Origin of the sequence: Geotalea sp. SG265, from assembly GCF_022808985.1 — a bacterium.
Taxonomy (GTDB): domain Bacteria; phylum Desulfobacterota; class Desulfuromonadia; order Geobacterales; family Geobacteraceae; genus Geotalea.
In genome coordinates, this window is record NZ_JAKZFT010000016.1 from 19990 (window position 1) to 37492 (window position 17503).

Sequence of the window (17503 nt, forward strand, 5' to 3'; positions counted from 1 at the left end):
GCATGTCTGCCCGGTCAAGCTGCGTCAGGCAGAACCCTGTGGGTGAGCATTTGCGTCATGCTGCCCCTGCTTGCTTCCTTTAATGTGCAGGGTATACTTGGTTGAGACTTTTCGCCAGGGAGGGACCATGGCACGCTTCAGTTCCATGAGTATCAATACCAAGTTCAACCTGATCATGTCCTGCCTGTTGATCGTTCTGTTTATTTCCGCCTCTTTTCTCATATACCAGCGCCAGCGCAACCTGATCCTTAAAGTGGCTGTGGACAACGCCCGCAACATCGCCCGCCAGATCATCGAGACGCGGGATTACATCTCCTCGGTGGAACACGGTGAAGCAGCACACAATTATGCCCTGGTCCCCCAGGTGGTCGCCACGCAAATTGCCGCCCGCATGACAAGGGATACGAAATTTTACGTCAGGCAGGTATCGCTGCGTTATCGGAATCCAGGCAACCGTCCCGATGAATATGAAACGGAACAACTGCAGCGTTTCTCGGGTAGGGTGGTTCGGGAGAATTATCGGGTCGTGCAATCGGAAGGAGGGGATGCATTCAGGTACATGCAGTCAATGGTTGCCGAAAAGTCCTGTCTAGCCTGTCACGGCAGCTACGATAATGCCCCGCTGTTTATTCGTCAGCGCTTTCCCCGAGGCCATTATTCCTATGACTACAAGCTCGGCGAGGTGATTGGTGCCGTTTCAGTTACCGTACCCATGGCGGAACTCTACCGGGACATCGGCACTAACCTGAAGCTGGACCTCGCCTACCGGGGAGTGGTTTTCTTCATCATCATCGCGATCATGGCGGCACTGGTACGGCGGATCATCATTCATCCGGTAAGAATGCTTTCCGAAAGCATCAGCAATGTCACCAGGACGGACACCTTCACCCCTTTGCCAAGGACATCGGATGACGAAATAGGCAAGCTGATCGCCGCCTTTAACGACATGATGGATGAATTAGGGCGCAAGAGGGCGCAAAGCCGTGAATCCGAGCAACGCTACCGGGAATTCATCGAGGTTGCCAGGTCGGCCGTCATCACCTTCATGACAGACGGCAAGATCGTCATTACCAATCAGAAGGCGGAGGAATTAATCGGGGCTACCAGGCTGGAACTCCTGGGCGAAAATATCTATGATTTTTTTCTGGAAGGGGAACGGCTGAAAGTGGAGGTGAATGCTTTCCTGGAAGAGATCAGGAAAGGGAGACGTCCGGCCGCGACGACCTTTCATGTGGTGCGTAGTGCCGACGGTGGCGAACACCGGGTCGAAGTGGGTCTTTCAGCAACGCAGACCGATCAGCAGCCAATGATAACCGCAATCCTGCATAACGGTGAGCAGCGATGAACAACCCCACACTCAGAGCGGTTGCAGCCGGAGGAAGATGAGAAGCCTCTCCAGGGAGGAATTAACGACCTGGGTCTCGTTAATGCCGGTTTCAGCTAAAAGCTGCAGTGCATCGTCGAAAACGCCGACTCCTTGGGAGATATGGGCATCGCTGCCGACTACAACAGGGGCTCCGTAGCGGGCAATAAGGTCGGCGAGTTTCCTGCAGTTGGGTCTGCTCCCCTCACGACTGATCCCTAGGGATGCATTGTTTATTTCCAAAGCGGTACCTGTATGCAGTGCCGCTTTGACTACTTCTTCATAATCAGTCGGGAAAAGTGGATTTCCCGGATGCGACACGGCGTGAATGTGGGGATTAGCCATGGCGTTGATCACAGCCTGAGTGTTGTTTCGTAATCCTTGGTCATCAAAGCCGCACCCTTCGTGCAGTCCTGCCATGATGAAATCAAGGCGCTCCTGGTAACGATCAGGCAGATCTATCTCACCCCGTGTATTGAGAATATTCGCTTCAACGCCGCACAGAATGCGTACACCGGCTATTCCCCTGGGGATGAACCGTATTGCGCCGAAGTGGTAAAGATGTGGTCCACCAGGCATTGCCGGCCCGTGATCGGTTAAGGCGAGAGCCTTGAGCCCCTTGCGCGCGGCCGCTTCGGCGAGCTCATTCACGGTGGAATACGCGTGACCGGACGCGATGGTGTGGGTGTGCATGTCGGCAATCAGTTTCATAGCCAGACTATTCCATACCCATCCATGAAAGTCAACCGGCGCGGCGAGGTCGATCCAGGTGCACGGGCTGCATTATCAGAGGAAGAAAGCTTTCAAGCATTCAGCACTGTTGGAGATGAACAAAAAAAGGGTGTGCCGGCGGCACACCCTTTTTTTGTCTCTTGGTGAGTTCAATTACTTGGCAACGGTCTCAGCCAGCTTGAGGGCGATATCCTTGTAGGGGTTGGCGAAGAGGATGATCAAGCAGACAACCAGGGCGTAGATGGCCAGAGACTCGATCATGGCCAGACCGATCATCATGGTGGTGAGGATTTTGCCGGAAGCGCCGGGGTTTCTGGAAACGCCTTCAACAGCACTCTTGACTGCCAGACCCTGGCCGATACCGGTCCCGAGGGTGCCGAGTGCCATACCAATACCTGCTGCGAGAACACACATTGTAAAAAAGCTCATTTTTCCTTCTCCTTTGTTTTGAATATTTCCTAAATAGTATAGGAATAATGCTTAAATGTTTATCTCGTGAATCAGTGCCCTTCTTCCAGGGAACCCTGGATGTAGATCATGGCCAACAGCATGAAAACGAATGCCTGGATGAAAGATACCAGCACCCCCATCAGCATCATCGGCAGGGGCACCAGGAATGGAGCGAGGCCGAAGAAGATCATAAGCACCAGCTCATGACCGTTCATGTTGCCGAAGAGACGGAGGGTAAGGGAGATGACGCGGCTGAAGTGGCCGATGACTTCGATGAAGAACATCATGGGAGCCAGCCAAAGGATGGGGCCGAGGAAATGCTTGATGTACTTTACCCCGTGTTCCTTGATGCCGACGATGTGGGTGGTGACGAAAACGATCACTGCACATGCCGCAGTGGTGTTGATGTTGGCCGTCGGCGGGAAGAAGCCGGGAATGAGGCCGATGAGGTTGGACACCAGGATGAACAGGGCGAGGGTCGCAATCAGGGGAAAGAATGGTTTGCCGTGTTCTCCCATGGTTTCGACCACCATGTTTTCGATGCCGCCGATAATGACTTCCATGAAATTCTGCAATTTGCCAGGAACTGCTTTCAAACCTTTTGTCGCCAGTATGGAGACAATGAGCAGAAGCGCAATGATGAGCCAAGTATAGGCAATGGCATCGGCTCCTCCTTCCGCTATGCCTAGCGGAGCCAGGAGATGTCTAAAGAACTGCAGGAAAAGAAACGGATGAACCATTGATGCTAGCCTCCTTTGAGGGACTGATAGATGGATAAAGCGACAATATTTATGACAAGTACCGACAGGCCGATCAGCAGGCCAAAAACGTCGATACTGGCACATACTACTAACACGTAGACCGCGCCGGCAAAAAGCGCCAGCCTGACCATATAGCGCAGGACCGCAAACCGCGGCGCCTCCTGGACCCGTAACTGAAGGGCCCTTTGCAGAATGCTTCGCAGCCAGTAGAAATTGGCGACGGCCAACAGGCCGCCAGCCAGAACGCCGGCGGTAAAACGAAGTGTGGAGAACGAAGATGCGATGAGCGCCAACAGAATGGTCAGGGCGATGCTGGCGCGGGTAAGCAGGGTAAAGAAATTATTTTCACTTATCTTTACCCACGTCATCTTTTTTTATTTCTCTTCCGGCAATGATAAATATATTACGAAACCCGGCGACGATGCCAAAAAACAGGAAGATAAAGAAGAACCATGGCGTGGTGTGCAGCCAGTTGTCCAGTGCCCGGCCGATGTACACACCAAGGGCAATTGCCACTGCCATGGAGATACCCATGGTGGAAATCATCCCCAGGGTTTTGATCAGCCTTTTCTTTTCTTCGTCCATATTGACCGGTGCCGTTTTTCCGGGCTACATCAAAACAAGGCTTGATAGCACATTGAAGACGAAGTTGTCAATCACATTTAGCGGCATTTGTTATGGGCCGCGGAACAGGGTGCGACAACCTAAAGGGCCTTGAAAGATTTCTCTGCAGCAGCAATGGTCCGGTCCAGCTCCTCGGCCCCATGGGCCATGGAGACGAAGGCGGTTTCAAATTGCGACGGTGCCAGGTAAATGCCTTCTTCGAGCATCAGGCGGAAGTATCTGGCGAACGCCTTGGTGTCGCATTTGGCTGCAGTTGTCCAGTCGTAAACCGGTTCCCTGGAGAAGAAGGCACAGAACATGCTGCCGACTCTGGTGGAGTAGATGGGGAATCCTGCTTTTTCGGCAGCCTTTGCGATGCCGGCCGCGACATAAGAACTCTTCTCCTCAAGCTTCCTGTAAAAATCCGGTGTCTGCAGCAGTTTCAGCGTTTCAATGCCTGCTGTCATCGCCAACGGGTTGCCCGACAGCGTTCCTGCCTGATAGACTCCACCGGCGGGTGAAAGCAGGGCCATGATTTCCTTCTTGCCGCCGAAGGCACCTACTGGCAATCCGCCACCGATAATCTTGCCCAACGTGGTCATATCTGGGGTAATGCCGTAAAGCTCCTGGGCGCCGCCGTAAGCGACCCTGAAGCCGGACATCACCTCGTCAAAAATGAGAACGATCCCTTCCTCGGTGCAGAGGCTGCGCAATCCCTCAAGAAAGCCTTCCCGCGGCGGTACCGTGCCCATGTTTCCGGCAACCGGCTCCACGATAATGCACGCGACCTGTCCCTTGTTTTCTGAGATGAGAGTCTTTACCGACTCAAGATTATTATATTCGGCGGTGAGCGTATGGCGGGCGAAATCCTGGGGCACGCCCGGAGAGTCGGGCACTCCGAAGGTTGCTGCACCGGAGCCAGCCTTCACAAGAAGGGAGTCGGAATGGCCGTGGTAGCATCCGGAGAACTTGAGGATCTTGTCGCGGCCGGTATAACCACGTGCCAGGCGTATGGCGCTCATGGTGGCCTCGGTGCCGGAGCTGACCATTCTGACCATCTCGATTGACGGTACGGCCTTGATCACCATTTCTGCGAGGGTTATTTCCAGCTCGGTGGGGGCGCCGAAGCTGCAGCCATGATCTACAGCGGCCTTGACGGCACAAACGACCTGGGGGTGGCAGTGACCGAGAATCATCGGGCCCCATGAGCCAACATAATCGATGAAGCTGTTGCCGTCTACATCTTCGATGAAACATCCTGATGCTTTTCTAATGAAAAGAGGGTCGGTGCCGACTGACTTAAAGGCGCGAACCGGACTGTTTACCCCGCCGGGAATGGCGTTCTGTGCTTCATTGAATAGTTTGGAAGACTGGCCGAAATTCATGTGAAATCCCCTAACATATTGGTTTTTAATGCTTAATCGCTGAGGTTCGTACCATGAATGTCCACGCCGTGTCAAGGGAATTAATTGCCGGTTTATATAGGCGGAAGAGGCAAAAAAGATGGGGAGACCGGCACATTTTTTTCCTTGACAAAGAATGGGAAATACCTTAAATTCCGCGTGCTGTATACAGTATACCTTTGTAAACACTGTACAGCTAAGAAAGAAGCCTATCTGCAGCCGATAGGGTGTTGTAGCCTTCTTAATGAGAATAACGTCAATCCAGGAGGATAGTTGAAAATGCTAGGTGCCTATCTACCGATAATTGTTCTGGTTGCTGTGGCGGCGGCCTTTGGTCTGGGGTCCATAATCCTGTCGTCGCTCATTGGGCAAAAAAAGCCTTCTGATGTAAAGATGTCGCCGTATGAATGTGGTTGTGATCCGGTCGGCAGCGCGCGGGAGCGCTTCTCCATCAAATTCTATATTATAGCGATGCTGTTCATCCTGTTCGATATAGAGGCTGTATTTCTTTATCCCTGGGCGGTGCTGTTCAAGAGGCTGGGGATGTTCGGCCTTATGGAGATGGGAGTCTTTATAGTAATTCTCTTTGTCGGTTATATTTATGTCTGGAAAAAAGGAGCCTTGGAATGGGAGTAGATCAACCATTGGGAGATAATATTGTTACCGCTTCCTTGGACGGCCTCGTCAACTGGGCAAGAAAGTCCTCCATCTGGCCTATGACCTTTGGACTTGCCTGCTGCGCCATCGAAATGATGGCTGCTGGTGCGGCAAAGCATGACCTGGACCGCTTCGGCATAATCTTCCGCGCTTCGCCGCGGCAGTCCGACTGTATCATTATTGCCGGCACGGTAACCAAAAAGATGCTGCCCGTCATCAAGACGGTCTATGAGCAGATGCCTGAGCCGAAATGGGTTATCGCCATGGGCGCCTGTGCCTGCTCGGGTGGGGTCTTCGATACCTACAGTGTCGTTCAGGGTATAGATGAGGCGCTGCCCGTAGATGTCTATGTTCCCGGCTGTCCGCCGCGGCCTGAAGCGCTGCTCTACGGGATCATGAAGCTTCAGGAGAAAATCGGCAAGGAGCGGAACACCTTCGGTTCTGCAATCGGGCTCGGTGAAAGACTGGAGCCTGCCGCTTAAGGTAATTATCACAATACCAAAGGAAAAGGTATGTCTGATATGGCAGAAAACAATCGAGCAGTAATCAAGCTACGGGAAAAATTTGCTTCCTCCATTCTGGATGTCAAGGAATTCAGGGGTGAAGTGACCGTTACGGTAAAGAAAGAGGATATCGTTGCCATCTGCAATTTTCTGAAACAGGACCAGCGCTACAATCTGCTGACCGATGTGACGGCGGTTGACTATCTCGGCGCCGAGCCCCGCTTCATGGTTGTCTATAATCTTTATTCCATCCCCAATAAGGATCGCCTCAGGGTCAAGGCACCGGTTGCCGACGGCGACTGCACGATCGACACCGTATGCGGTGTCTGGAGTACCGCCAACTGGCTTGAGCGGGAAGTCTACGATCTCATGGGCATCACCTTTAACAATCACCCTGATCTTCGCAGAATTTTGATGACGGATGACTGGGTTGGGCACCCGCTGCGCAAGGACTATCCACTGCAAGGGCCTGACCGTGAACCTTACAAGGGTCGGCTGTCCTAGTTTAACACAAGATCAGTATCTATCTCATCATAGAGGCGAACAATGGCTAGTACAGAGATAATGACAGTAAACATGGGTCCGCAGCATCCGAGTACCCACGGGGTTTTGCGGCTGGTTGTCGAACTAGACGGTGAAATTGTGCAGAAAGTGACACCCCATATAGGCTATCTGCACCGCGGTGTGGAAAAGCTTTCGGAGCATCGTACCTATCATCAGACCATTCCGCTTACAGACCGGCTTGACTACCTGGCTCCGCTTAGCAACAACCTGGGCTATGTCCTTGCTGTGGAAAAGCTTCTGGGTATCGAGGTTCCCGAGAGGGCACAGACCATTAGGGTGATCCTGGCGGAACTGACCAGGCTGAAATCCCATTTGGTATGGATTGCTACCCACGCTCTCGATATCGGTGCAATGACCGTATTTCTCTATGCCTTTCGCGAGCGTGAAAAGGTCATGGATCTTTACGAGAAAATTTCCGGTGCCCGTATGACTTCCAGTTATTTCCGGGTCGGCGGCCTCTCCAGGGAGGTGTATGACGGCTTTGAGAAGGATGTCAGGGAGATTGTCGACACCTTTCCCGGACACTTCGATACCTACGAAGGACTGTTGACCAAGAACACCATCTGGCTGCAGCGTACCATCGGCAACGGCGTCATTTCCGCTGAAGATGCCATCGACTACGGGATAACCGGTCCGGCTCTGCGCGGATCCGGCGTGGATTGGGACTTGAGAAGGGACAATCCATACAGTGGCTATGAAAAATATAAGTTTCAGGTGCCGGTTGGGCAGAATTGCGACACCTTTGACCGTTACAAGGTGCGCATGACCGAAATGCGCGAGGCGGTCAAGATCATCAAGCAGGCGCTGGATTCGCTTAAGCCCGGGCCGATCCTGGCCGATGCACCGCAGGTCTGCTATCCCCCGAAGGAAAACGTCTACAACACCATCGAGGGGCTGATCCATCACTTCAAGATTGCCAGCGAGGGCTTTCCTGTCCCTGAAGGCGAGGTCTACCAATCGGTGGAGGCTCCCAAGGGCGAGCTGGGCTACTACATCGTCAGCGATGGGGGCACCCGGCCTTACCGTATGAGAATCCGTCCGCCATCATTCGTCAATCTCGGGGCTATCGAAAAAATGGCAAAAGGCGCCATGATCGCTGACCTGGTTGCCATTATCGGAACTCTCGACATAGTCCTTGGTGAAATCGACAGGTAACTCCCACTAATAAAGGAGATGGAGTAAATGAGTAACGCTCCAGCCGAAGAACTGCAAACGCAAGAAATAGACCTGACCGCCGCCAATCAGGTGATCGACAAATTCCTTACCCTGCCAGGGAATCTTATGCCCGTGCTGCAGGGGATACAGGAAGAATACGGCTATGTGCCGAAGCCGACCATAGACCTTGTGGCCGAGCGGCTGAATGTCTACCCAAGCCAGATATACGGCGTTCTTACCTTCTACGCCCAGTTCCATTTGAAACCCCGCGGCAAGTTCATTATCAGGGTTTGCGTCGGGACCGCCTGTCACGTCCAGGGGGCTGAGCGTATTGTCGAGACCTTTTTCGACAAGCTTCACATCGGCCATGCCGAGACTACCCCGGATCTTCGCTTCACCTTTGAAAAGGTTGCCTGCCTGGGTGCCTGCGGTATGGCGCCTCTTGCCATGGTCAACGATGATACCTTCGGCAAGATGACCGTGCAAAAGGTTGAAGAGATAGTCGCCGACTACGGCCAAAGGCCAATGAAATAGAGTAGCTCTATAATTTCCAGCAGGGGATCATTTTTTATGAGCGAAAATGAAGCAATAAAGATTCTGATCTGTCAAGGTACCGGCGGTATCTCGGCCGGTGCAAAAAAGGTAGAGGCGGAATTTACCCGATTAATAGAAGAAAAGGGGATCAATGCCGTCATCGGCAAGCGGTGCGACATCATCAAAACCGGCTGTCGCGGCCTCTGCGCCAACGATGTCCTTGTGGACGTCATCACTCCCGAAAACGGCAGGGTCACCTATGACTTCGTCGTTCCAGAGGATGTGGCGGCCATTATCGACGAGCACATCGTCAATCGCACCCCCATAGAAAAGAAAAAAGCCAAGCCCTATTACAACACCTTCGTTGACCAGCAGATGCGTATCGTCATGTCCGGTTGCGGCCAGATCGACCCTGACAGCCTGCAGGCCTACCTTGACGAAGACGGTTTCAAGGCCATTGAGAAATGTATCAAGACCATGAAGCCGGCCGAGGTTATCGACGAAGTCAAGAAAGCCGGTCTGCGTGGCCGTGGGGGCGGGGGCTTTCCCACCGGAATGAAATGGTCCTTTTGTGCCGCTTCTCCGGGTGACAAAAAATACCTCATTTGCAACGCCGACGAGGGCGACCCAGGCGCGTTCATGGACCGTTCCGTTCTGGAAGGTGACCCATTCTGCATCATCGAGGGCATGATGGTTGCCGCCTACGCCATTGGCTGCTACTACGGTTATGTCTACGTCCGTGCTGAGTATCCTCTCGCCATCCAGCGCCTGCAGCATGCCATCGATATCTGTTACGAAAAAGGCTGGCTCGGGAAAAATATCCAAGGCTGGGGCTTCGATTTCGACATGCGCATCAAGATGGGAGCCGGTGCTTTCGTCTGCGGCGAGGAAACGGCACTCATGGCCTCCATCGAAGGCGAGCGCGGCATGCCCCGCCCCCGTCCTCCCTTCCCCGCAGTCAAGGGACTTTGGGGCAAACCGACCAACATCAACAACGTCGAGACCTTTGCCAACGTCCGTCATATCATCAACAAAGGGGCCGATTGGTATGCTTCCCTCGGCACCGATACCACCAAGGGCACCAAGATCTTTGCCGTAACCGGTAAAGTGAAGCACACCGGTCTTGTGGAAGTTCCCGCCGGTATGAGCGTACGCCAGGTTATCTACGATGTCTGCGGCGGTATTGCCAACAACAGGAAATTCAAAGCCGTTCAGGCCGGTGGGCCTTCCGGCGGCTGCATCCCTGCCGAGGTGCTGGATACACCCGTTGACTACGACTCGCTCATAAAGGCAGGCGCCATGATGGGCTCCGGTGGTCTGGTCGTCATGGACGAAACGACCTGCATGGTAGACGTTGCCCGTTTCTTCCTGACCTTCACCAGGATGGAATCCTGCGGTAAATGCGTGCCTTGCCGTATCGGACTGAAGGCAATGCTTGACATTTTGGAGCGTATCACTGAGGGACGTGGCCAGGCTTCAGACATCGACACGCTCCTTGAGATGGGAGCCACCATCAAGAAAGCTTCGCTGTGCGGCCTGGGGCAGACGGCGCCAAACCCGATTCTGTCCACGATCAAATACTTCCGCCATGAGTATGAAGCCCACATCAATGACAAACGGTGCCCGTCCAACTGCTGCAAGGAACTTCTCCTGTGGCAGGTGGTTGAAGAAAAATGCGTTAAATGTGGAGCGTGTTTCAAAGCCTGTCCTTCCAATGCCATTGTCTGGGAAAAAGGCCAGATCGCTTTCCTTGACAAGGAAAAGTGCACCAAGTGCAAGTCCTGCTATGACGCCTGCCGTTTCATGGCCATTGAGTAGCTGATCATCAGTATACATCCGAGGGAGAACAGAGGGTCGAGATGGTTAATCTTACAATCGATGATAAAAAGGTAACTGTACCTAAAGACGCTACCATTTATGATGCGGCCAAATCAGCCGGTATAAGAATTCCGATACTTTGTCACGATAAGAAGCTGCATCCGTTCGGCGGCTGCAGGATGTGTCTTGTCGAAGTAGAGCAGATGAAAGGTAGGCTCATACCTGCCTGCACCACGCCGGTTACGGAAGGGATGATCGTCAAAACCACCACACCTGAGATCATCAACGCCAGAAAGCTAGTCCTGGAGCTGCTCCTGCTTAAACATCCGGTGGACTGTCCGGTTTGTGATGCCGCAGGTGACTGTGATCTGCAGAATCTTACCTATGAATACAAGGTCAACACCAACCAGTTCACGGATGAAAAGTTCAATCACAAGATAGATTACGAAAATCCGCTTATCGAACGTGACATGAACCGCTGTATCCATTGCGGTAAATGTGCCCGAATCTGCGACGAAATCGTTTCCTTTGGCGCTTATACCTTTATAAACCGAGGTATCGAAGCCAAGATGGGCACCGAATTTGACGGTCCCCTTAACTGTGAGTTCTGCGGTTCCTGTGTTTCAGTCTGTCCCGTTGGTGCTCTAGTGTCGCGTCCCTTCAAATTCAAGGCCCGCTGGTGGTCCCTTAACAAAGTCAAATCCGTTTGCTCATACTGCGGGACCGGCTGCCAGCTCACCTTGGGTGTTAAAGGCAACAAGGTCCTCACAACCGTTTACGATGAAAATCAGGGTTTTCACAACGGCCAGCTTTGCACCCGTGGCCGCTTCGGTTACCAGTTCGTCAACAGCGACAAACGTCTTTCGACTCCTCTGGTGAGAAAGAATGGCAGGTTGGAGCCGGCAACATGGGATGAGGCTCTGGCTGCCGTTGCTGAAGGGCTGAAGTCGGCAGGTAGCGATGCTGTGGCTGGCTTGGTATCTCCGCGTCTCACCAATGAGGAACTCTACCTGGCACGAAAGCTCTTCAAAGACGTTCTCGGGTCGAACAACCTTGACCACTCCGCAGGGTATGCCCACAGCGCTCTCAGTCACGGAGCCATGGAGAGCCTGGGTTTTGCTGCTTCCCCTTCCACCGTGACCGACATTCAGAAAAGCGACCTGCTGCTGGTGGTGAAGACCGATGCCTACGAGACTCACCCGGTACTCGGTTTTGAGATCAATCTCGGCGTCAAACGCAAAGGGGTCGATCTGCGAGTCATTTCCGATAAAAAAGGCAAACTCTCCCGGCTGCCCAAGGCAAAGACTTACGTCTACAAGCCTGGGAACGAGATACTCCTGGTAAATGCCCTTGCAAAGGTCATTGTGGATAACAACCTGACGGACCCCTCAGCAATGGGCGTCGCCGGTCTTGAAGAGTACAATAAATCCCTGGAGGGCTACAGTCCGGCGCAGGCTGCTGAGGTATGCGGCATCGCCGCCGAAGAGATAATCGGCTTGGCTACGGATTATGCCAAGGCTGACAAGGCCCTGATCCTGCTTCCCCTGGGTCTCGGCTATCCCGGGCATGACAAGGCCCTTGCTCAGGCGTTGATCAATCTGGCACTCGTTGCCGGAAAGATCGGCAAGGAAGGGTCGGGCGTCCTGATCATGGGAGAGAAGAACAACAGCCAGGGTGCCGTCGATATGGGCGTTTATCCTGCCGGCAACGGAAAGGGTGCAACGGATATCATCGCTTCCTGCGCTGCGGGTGCCACAAAAGCATTGTACGTGGTGGGCGAGAACCCGGTTGTTTCCTACCCCAACCGGAAGAAAGTCGCCGATGCCCTAGACAAAGTCGGCTTCCTCGTGGTGCAGGATCTTTTCCTGACCGAGACCGCCGAAAAGGCTCATGTCGTTCTGCCGGCATGTTCCTTTGCCGAAAAGGACGGAACCTTTACCAGTGTCGGAAGAATGGTGCAGCGGGTCAGGAAGGCCATCAAACCCATCGGAGCTAGCCGCAGCGACTTCGACATTCTGAACGAACTGAGCAGCAGACTGGGAGGAGCCTCTTTTGCAGACTCCAGCCAGGTTTTTGTGGAAATCGCCCGGGAAGTTGCCGGCTACAACGGTCTGACCTATGACAAGCTTGGCGATGAGGGGGCACTTGTTCCAGTTGCCGTCAAAGGCAGGTTCGTTCCCGTTGCTGCGTCGCCTGTCAAGGCAGAGGCGGGTAAATATGCACTGGTTACCGGAAGCGCCTTGTACCACTGCGGCACCATGTCCCGTTTCGGCCAAGGGCCGATGCATGTCTGTCCCGAGGGGTATGCGGAATTCAGCCGTGAGGATGCCGCAGTACTGAAAATCCAGGATAACGACCTGGTCAAGCTCACTTCTGCCGGCGCCGAAATCAACCTCAAGGCAAAAGTCAACATGAGGATGCCGAAAGGGGTGGTTTTTGCACCCTACCACTTCGGCGAAGAGTCCATCAATAACATAACCGACGGCTCACCGGTCACCTGGGTCGCCGTCAGCAAATAATTCGCATCAGAGCTAATTTAACTAAAGAGGGGAAGACAATCAGATGGATACGCTAATCTTAGGACTGCCAGTTGCGTACTACATAGCAATGATTGCCAAGGTGCTCGTGGCCTTTGTCTTTGTATTATTGACTGTTGCCTATGCCACTTACGCCGAAAGGAAGATCATCGGTCACATGCAGGTACGGCTCGGACCCATGAGGACCGGCTGGCACGGACTGCTGCAGCCCATCGCTGACGGTCTGAAACTCTTTTTCAAGGAAGAGATCATTCCGGCCCAGTCGAGCAAGTTCGCTTTCCTGGTTGCTCCGCTGGTTGCCTTGATCCCTGCTTTCATCTCTTTCGCTGTAATACCTTTCGGTGAGACGATTACCATCGGCGGTTACCAGATTCCCCTGCAGATTGCCGCAGTTTATGATCCCGCCGGAGACAGGGTGCTGGACGTGAATGTAGGCGTGCTCTACATCCTGGGTATGGCTTCCCTTGGCGTATACGGCATCGTTCTGGCAGGCTGGTCGTCCAACAGCAAATATTCCCTCCTGGGAGGTCTCAGGTCTTCCGCGCAGATGGTCTCCTACGAGCTTGCAGCTGGACTGGCCATCGTTTCCGTATTCATGCTTTCCGAATCCCTCTCCCTGCAGAAGATCGTCGCCGATCAGGCCGGCTTTGCATGGTATGCCTTCAAGCAGCCCGTTGCCTTCATTGTCTTCTTCATCTGTTCCTTGGCCGAGATCAACCGTACCCCTTTCGACCTTCCCGAAGCCGAGACGGAACTCGTATCCGGCTTCTGCACCGAATATTCAAGTATGAAATACGCCATGTTCTTCATGGCTGAATATGCCAATATGGTCACCGTATGTGCCGTGACGACTACCCTGTTCCTTGGCGGATGGCATGGCCCCGCATTCCTGCCCGGTTGGATATGGTTCATCATCAAGGTTTACTTCCTGATCTTCGTCTGTATGTGGATCAGGGCCACCTATCCACGATATCGCTACGACCAGTTGATGCGCTTGGGCTGGAAGTTCTTCCTGCCGCTTACCCTGCTCAACGTGGTAGCTACGGGAATCGTCGTCACGCTTTTAAAATAGTTCAAATTTACAGGCGAGGTATCACCAATGATAATGCCGTTGCTTAAAGGTTTAGGAATTACCCTCTCACATCTTTTCAAGAAGCCGGTCACCCTTCAGTACCCGGACGAGATGCCTGAAGTCGCGCCCCGTTTCAGGGGGCTGCATGCCCTGAACATCTCCCATGACAAGGCTAAATGTGTTGCCTGCTACTTATGTCCCACTGTCTGCCCGGCCAAATGCATCAAGGTGGAGGCGGGAGAAGACGAGAATCACAATAAATATGCTGCAGAATATGAAATCGATATGCTGCGCTGCATTTTCTGCGGCTACTGCGTTGAAGCGTGTCCCGTGGATGCTGTCCGCATGACCCAGACTTTTGAGCTTGCCAACTACAAGCGCGCGGATTTCGTGTTCACCAAAGACAGACTTTTAGAAAAGAAATAAAGGAGCAGTCAATGCTAGAGTCGTTATTCTTCCTCATAGTGGCAGCGGTGGCTGTCATATCCAGCATTCTGGTGATTACCTGCAAGAACCCGATCAACAGTGCCCTTTCACTGGTCATGACGTTCTTCTGTCTTGCCACCTTCTATGTGATGCTTGATGCTCCCTTTATGGCGGCCATACAGGTAATCGTCTACGCCGGTGCAATCATGGTTTTGATCGTATTCGTCATTATGCTGCTCAATATCAGAACCGAGACCGGCAGGAAGACAACCCATGCGATATTGGCGGGCAGCATTATCGGCCTCTTCGTCCTTTTTCAGACCTGCTATTTTCTTACCAAAGGCACTCTTACTGGTACCAAGGGGGCTATGGATACAGCGCTGGTCGAGAAGGTCGGCCATGTTGAGCTGATTGGCAAGGCGTTGTATACCGACTTCCTGCTTCCCTTTGAGATCACCTCTCTTCTCTTGCTGGTCGCGATCATTGGGGCGGTCATCCTTTCTAAAAGAAAAATTTAAACTTATCGGGGTGAAGACATGCTGGCCTTAAACAACTATCTCATAATAAGCGCAATTCTGTTTTCGATAGGCACCATCGGGGTGCTCGTCAGAAGAAACGCCATCGTAATATTCATGTGCGTGGAGATGATGCTGAATGCGGTCAACCTCACCTTTATCGCCTTCTCCAAATATCTGGGCAATATCGACGGGCAGATCTTCGTCTTTTTCGTCATGACCGTTGCAGCTGCCGAGGCGGCCGTCGGTCTCGCACTGATGATCGCTTTCTTCAAGAACAGGGAATCAATCGACGTTGAAGACATCAATGTCATGAAGTGGTAGTCGGTCAAGTAAACTTACGGAAATTATCAGATAAAGGAGTCAGGAATGTTTGAATACGTATGGTTGATCCCACTGTTCCCACTCATCGGGGTGGTAATCAACGGCCTATTCGGCAAATCAATAAAGAATGAGAAGATTATAGGCGGGATCGGATCGTTAATGGTCTTTGGTTCTTTCCTGGTTGCCTGCAGCATACTGTTCAGACTGCTGTCTCTTCCCAGTGAGGAACGTCTTTACGAACTGAACGTCTTCACCTGGATTCAATCGGGTACTTTCAAGGCCGATATCGGTTTCCTCATTGATCCCCTCTCGGCACTCATGATCATGGTCGTTACCGGCGTCGGCTTTCTGATTCATCTGTACTCCATCGGCTATATGCATGGTGAGGAGGGCTTCTACCGCTACTTCACCTACCTGAACCTCTTTACTTTTTCCATGCTGCTGCTGGTTCTCGGCAACAACCTGCTGCTTATGTTCGTCGGTTGGGAAGGTGTCGGCCTCTGCTCCTATCTTCTCATCGGCTACTATTTCCACAAGAAGTCCGCCGGCGATGCAGGCAAAAAAGCATTCGTCATGAACCGGGTGGGGGACTTTGGTTTCCTCCTGGGCGTGTTCACCCTGTTTTGGTTCCTTGGCCAGAACTACAACATCTGGACCATCAACTTTGTTGAATTGAGCAAGGCATCCCACCTTTTACCGGTGGGTGGCATCGTTACCATCATTACCCTCTGTTTCTTCCTGGGAGCAACCGGTAAATCGGCACAGATACCGCTCTATACCTGGCTTCCTGATGCCATGGAGGGCCCGACACCGGTATCCGCCCTCATCCATGCCGCTACCATGGTTACCGCCGGTGTTTACATGATAGGCCGCATGAACTTCATCTTCATCAAGGCTCCCGAAACCATGCTGGTCATCGCCTGCATCGGTGCGGCAACCGCTATTTTCGCTGCGACGATCGGTACCGCCCAGAACGACATCAAGAGGGTTCTTGCCTATTCGACGGTTTCCCAGCTCGGCTTCATGTTCCTGGCCATGGGGGTCGGCGCCTTTGCGGCCGGCGTTTTCCACCTCATGACCCACGCGTTCTTCAAGGCCTGTCTGTTCCTTGGGTCCGGTTCCGTTATCCACTCCATGCATCATGCGCTGCACCATGCCCACTCCCACGACGATCCGCAGGACATGCGTCACATGGGCGGCTTGAAATCAAAGATGCCGATCACCTTCATTACTTTCCTCGTTTCAACCATCGCCATTGCCGGTATACCTGGTTTTTCCGGATTCTTCTCCAAGGACGAAATCCTCTGGCAGGCGTTTGCCAACCCTTACCACGGTAGCCTCAACTATGTTCTCTGGGGTATCGGTGCAGTTGCAGCTGGCTTTACCGCATTCTACATGTTCCGCCTGGTTTTCATGACTTTCTTTGGCGAGTGCCGCATTACCCCCAAGGCAAAGGACCATCTTCACGAGTCACCTTTCGTCATCACCCTGCCGCTGATGGTGCTCGGCTTCCTGGCCGTGGTCGGCGGTTACGTGGGCATCCCCAAGGTGATTGGCGAGGTCTTCGGTGGTATTCCCAATCTCTTCGAGCACTATCTTGAGCCGGTTTTCAGAATCTCTGAAGAATTCGCCAAGGAGCATGTCCAGGTGACGGCTCACCATAGCGCTGCCCTGGAGTGGGGCCTGATGGGGACCTCGGTACTGATTGCTGTCGTCGGCATCAGCATCGCCTATGCGCTCTATATTGTGTCACCGTCGATTCCTGCAAAATTCACTGCTGCTTTCCCTGGGCTGCACCGGGCAGTATACAACAAATGGTATATCGACGAGCTCTACGACCTGCTCTTCGTTAATCCTTGCAAGGCATTGGGCCGCTTCCTCTGGAAAGGCTTCGATGTGGTCATAGTCGACGGCATCGTCAACGGCGTAGCCAAGGTTACCATGGGCTTCAGCGGCGTGCTCAGGCACGTTCAGTCGGGGTTTGTGCACAACTATGCACTGACCATGGCACTGGGTATGGTCGTTATCGTCGGTTTCTACCTCTTCCGTTAAGAATTAATTCAGATAATTTTTGCCAGATTTAAAG

Annotated in this window: 19 protein-coding genes; 13 read left to right on the forward strand and 6 right to left on the reverse strand. The window is 53.0% G+C overall.

Features of this window, described 5'->3' with window-relative positions; all coding sequences use genetic code 11:
- The first annotated feature begins 127 nt into the window (after positions 1 to 127).
- Positions 128 to 1345: a DUF3365 domain-containing protein gene (locus ML541_RS15725; RefSeq protein ID WP_243374301.1), complete on the forward strand. Its 1218-nt coding sequence runs from the start codon at positions 128 to 130 to the stop codon at positions 1343 to 1345.
- A gap of 12 nt (positions 1346 to 1357) precedes the next feature.
- Here the strand turns inward: ML541_RS15725 and ML541_RS15730 are convergent, their stop codons facing one another.
- From ML541_RS15730 to hemL, 6 genes are all read right to left on the reverse strand, one after another.
- Positions 1358 to 2074 (reverse strand): phosphatase, encoded by a 717-nt coding sequence (locus tag ML541_RS15730; RefSeq protein WP_243374303.1) that lies wholly within the window; start codon positions 2072 to 2074, stop codon positions 1358 to 1360.
- 174 nt (positions 2075 to 2248) lie between these two features.
- On the reverse strand, positions 2249 to 2524 hold the full coding sequence (gene atpE / locus ML541_RS15735; protein ID WP_214173850.1) for an ATP synthase F0 subunit C: 276 nt from the start codon (positions 2522 to 2524) through the stop codon (positions 2249 to 2251).
- A gap of 71 nt (positions 2525 to 2595) precedes the next feature.
- Positions 2596 to 3285: a F0F1 ATP synthase subunit A gene (gene atpB / locus ML541_RS15740; RefSeq protein WP_243374305.1), complete on the reverse strand. Its 690-nt coding sequence runs from the start codon at positions 3283 to 3285 to the stop codon at positions 2596 to 2598.
- Between the two features lie 5 nt (positions 3286 to 3290).
- Entirely contained in the window at positions 3291 to 3674 is a 384-nt protein-coding gene (locus tag ML541_RS15745; protein ID WP_243374308.1) for an ATP synthase subunit I, read from the reverse strand.
- Positions 3652 to 3891, reverse strand: coding sequence for an AtpZ/AtpI family protein (locus ML541_RS15750; RefSeq protein WP_243374309.1), 240 nt, complete (start codon positions 3889 to 3891; stop codon positions 3652 to 3654). The genes ML541_RS15745 and ML541_RS15750 overlap by 23 nt, the downstream gene beginning before the upstream one ends.
- Before the next feature lie 119 nt (positions 3892 to 4010).
- The gene (hemL, locus tag ML541_RS15755; RefSeq protein WP_243374310.1) at positions 4011 to 5294 is read right to left on the reverse strand and encodes a glutamate-1-semialdehyde 2,1-aminomutase; all 1284 of its coding nucleotides are present in this window, start codon (positions 5292 to 5294) and stop codon (positions 4011 to 4013) included.
- Between the two features lie 297 nt (positions 5295 to 5591).
- On the opposite strand from hemL, the gene ML541_RS15760 reads away from it, so the two are divergent.
- From ML541_RS15760 to nuoL, 12 genes are read left to right on the forward strand one after another with little or no spacing between them, the layout of a single operon-like run.
- Positions 5592 to 5948 carry an NADH-quinone oxidoreductase subunit A gene (locus ML541_RS15760; protein ID WP_243374391.1) on the forward strand — a complete coding sequence of 119 codons (357 nt, stop codon included), beginning with the start codon at positions 5592 to 5594 and terminating at the stop codon, positions 5946 to 5948.
- Complete coding sequence (locus tag ML541_RS15765; protein ID WP_243374311.1) at positions 5939 to 6451, forward strand: NADH-quinone oxidoreductase subunit B; 513 nt, start codon at positions 5939 to 5941, stop codon at positions 6449 to 6451. The genes ML541_RS15760 and ML541_RS15765 overlap by 10 nt, the downstream gene beginning before the upstream one ends.
- Before the next feature lie 39 nt (positions 6452 to 6490).
- Positions 6491 to 6976 (forward strand): NADH-quinone oxidoreductase subunit C, encoded by a 486-nt coding sequence (locus ML541_RS15770; protein ID WP_243374393.1) that lies wholly within the window; start codon positions 6491 to 6493, stop codon positions 6974 to 6976.
- 42 nt (positions 6977 to 7018) lie between these two features.
- Complete coding sequence (gene nuoD / locus ML541_RS15775; protein ID WP_243374313.1) at positions 7019 to 8191, forward strand: NADH dehydrogenase (quinone) subunit D; 1173 nt, start codon at positions 7019 to 7021, stop codon at positions 8189 to 8191.
- 27 nt (positions 8192 to 8218) lie between these two features.
- Entirely contained in the window at positions 8219 to 8725 is a 507-nt protein-coding gene (locus ML541_RS15780; RefSeq protein WP_243374314.1) for an NAD(P)H-dependent oxidoreductase subunit E, read from the forward strand.
- A 36-nt stretch (positions 8726 to 8761) separates the two neighbouring features.
- A complete protein-coding gene (gene nuoF, locus ML541_RS15785; protein WP_243374315.1) occupies positions 8762 to 10543 on the forward strand; it encodes an NADH-quinone oxidoreductase subunit NuoF in 1782 nt (593 codons plus the stop codon).
- 41 nt (positions 10544 to 10584) lie between these two features.
- The gene (locus tag ML541_RS15790) at positions 10585 to 13062 is read left to right on the forward strand and encodes a molybdopterin-dependent oxidoreductase (protein WP_243374316.1); all 2478 of its coding nucleotides are present in this window, start codon (positions 10585 to 10587) and stop codon (positions 13060 to 13062) included.
- Positions 13063 to 13105: 43 nt separating this feature from the next.
- Positions 13106 to 14152 (forward strand): NADH-quinone oxidoreductase subunit NuoH, encoded by a 1047-nt coding sequence (gene nuoH, locus ML541_RS15795; RefSeq protein WP_243374317.1) that lies wholly within the window; start codon positions 13106 to 13108, stop codon positions 14150 to 14152.
- A gap of 27 nt (positions 14153 to 14179) precedes the next feature.
- Positions 14180 to 14578 (forward strand): NADH-quinone oxidoreductase subunit NuoI, encoded by a 399-nt coding sequence (nuoI, locus tag ML541_RS15800; RefSeq protein ID WP_243374319.1) that lies wholly within the window; start codon positions 14180 to 14182, stop codon positions 14576 to 14578.
- Between the two features lie 11 nt (positions 14579 to 14589).
- Positions 14590 to 15096, forward strand: a complete 507-nt coding sequence (locus ML541_RS15805) for an NADH-quinone oxidoreductase subunit J (RefSeq protein ID WP_243374320.1) — start codon at positions 14590 to 14592, stop codon at positions 15094 to 15096.
- Between the two features lie 18 nt (positions 15097 to 15114).
- A complete protein-coding gene (nuoK, locus tag ML541_RS15810; protein WP_243374322.1) occupies positions 15115 to 15417 on the forward strand; it encodes an NADH-quinone oxidoreductase subunit NuoK in 303 nt (100 codons plus the stop codon).
- A 45-nt stretch (positions 15418 to 15462) separates the two neighbouring features.
- Complete coding sequence (gene nuoL, locus ML541_RS15815; protein ID WP_243374324.1) at positions 15463 to 17469, forward strand: NADH-quinone oxidoreductase subunit L; 2007 nt, start codon at positions 15463 to 15465, stop codon at positions 17467 to 17469.
- The last annotated feature ends 34 nt before the right edge of the window (positions 17470 to 17503 follow it).

Bases quoted from the DNA above. Each gene is read 5' to 3' on its own strand.
- ML541_RS15725 (WP_243374301.1), top strand. From the start codon at position 128: ATGGCACGCTTCAGTTCCATGAGTATCAATACCAAGTTCAACCTGATC.
- ML541_RS15730 (WP_243374303.1), bottom strand. From the start codon at position 2,074: ATGAAACTGATTGCCGACATGCACACCCACACCATCGCGTCCGGTCAC.
- atpE (WP_214173850.1), bottom strand. From the start codon at position 2,524: ATGAGCTTTTTTACAATGTGTGTTCTCGCAGCAGGTATTGGTATGGCA.
- atpB (WP_243374305.1), bottom strand. From the start codon at position 3,285: ATGGTTCATCCGTTTCTTTTCCTGCAGTTCTTTAGACATCTCCTGGCT.
- ML541_RS15745 (WP_243374308.1), bottom strand. From the start codon at position 3,674: ATGACGTGGGTAAAGATAAGTGAAAATAATTTCTTTACCCTGCTTACC.
- ML541_RS15750 (WP_243374309.1), bottom strand. From the start codon at position 3,891: ATGGACGAAGAAAAGAAAAGGCTGATCAAAACCCTGGGGATGATTTCC.
- hemL (WP_243374310.1), bottom strand. From the start codon at position 5,294: ATGAATTTCGGCCAGTCTTCCAAACTATTCAATGAAGCACAGAACGCC.
- ML541_RS15760 (WP_243374391.1), top strand. From the start codon at position 5,592: ATGCTAGGTGCCTATCTACCGATAATTGTTCTGGTTGCTGTGGCGGCG.
- ML541_RS15765 (WP_243374311.1), top strand. From the start codon at position 5,939: ATGGGAGTAGATCAACCATTGGGAGATAATATTGTTACCGCTTCCTTG.
- ML541_RS15770 (WP_243374393.1), top strand. From the start codon at position 6,491: ATGGCAGAAAACAATCGAGCAGTAATCAAGCTACGGGAAAAATTTGCT.
- nuoD (WP_243374313.1), top strand. From the start codon at position 7,019: ATGGCTAGTACAGAGATAATGACAGTAAACATGGGTCCGCAGCATCCG.
- ML541_RS15780 (WP_243374314.1), top strand. From the start codon at position 8,219: ATGAGTAACGCTCCAGCCGAAGAACTGCAAACGCAAGAAATAGACCTG.
- nuoF (WP_243374315.1), top strand. From the start codon at position 8,762: ATGAGCGAAAATGAAGCAATAAAGATTCTGATCTGTCAAGGTACCGGC.
- ML541_RS15790 (WP_243374316.1), top strand. From the start codon at position 10,585: ATGGTTAATCTTACAATCGATGATAAAAAGGTAACTGTACCTAAAGAC.
- nuoH (WP_243374317.1), top strand. From the start codon at position 13,106: ATGGATACGCTAATCTTAGGACTGCCAGTTGCGTACTACATAGCAATG.
- nuoI (WP_243374319.1), top strand. From the start codon at position 14,180: ATGATAATGCCGTTGCTTAAAGGTTTAGGAATTACCCTCTCACATCTT.
- ML541_RS15805 (WP_243374320.1), top strand. From the start codon at position 14,590: ATGCTAGAGTCGTTATTCTTCCTCATAGTGGCAGCGGTGGCTGTCATA.
- nuoK (WP_243374322.1), top strand. From the start codon at position 15,115: ATGCTGGCCTTAAACAACTATCTCATAATAAGCGCAATTCTGTTTTCG.
- nuoL (WP_243374324.1), top strand. From the start codon at position 15,463: ATGTTTGAATACGTATGGTTGATCCCACTGTTCCCACTCATCGGGGTG.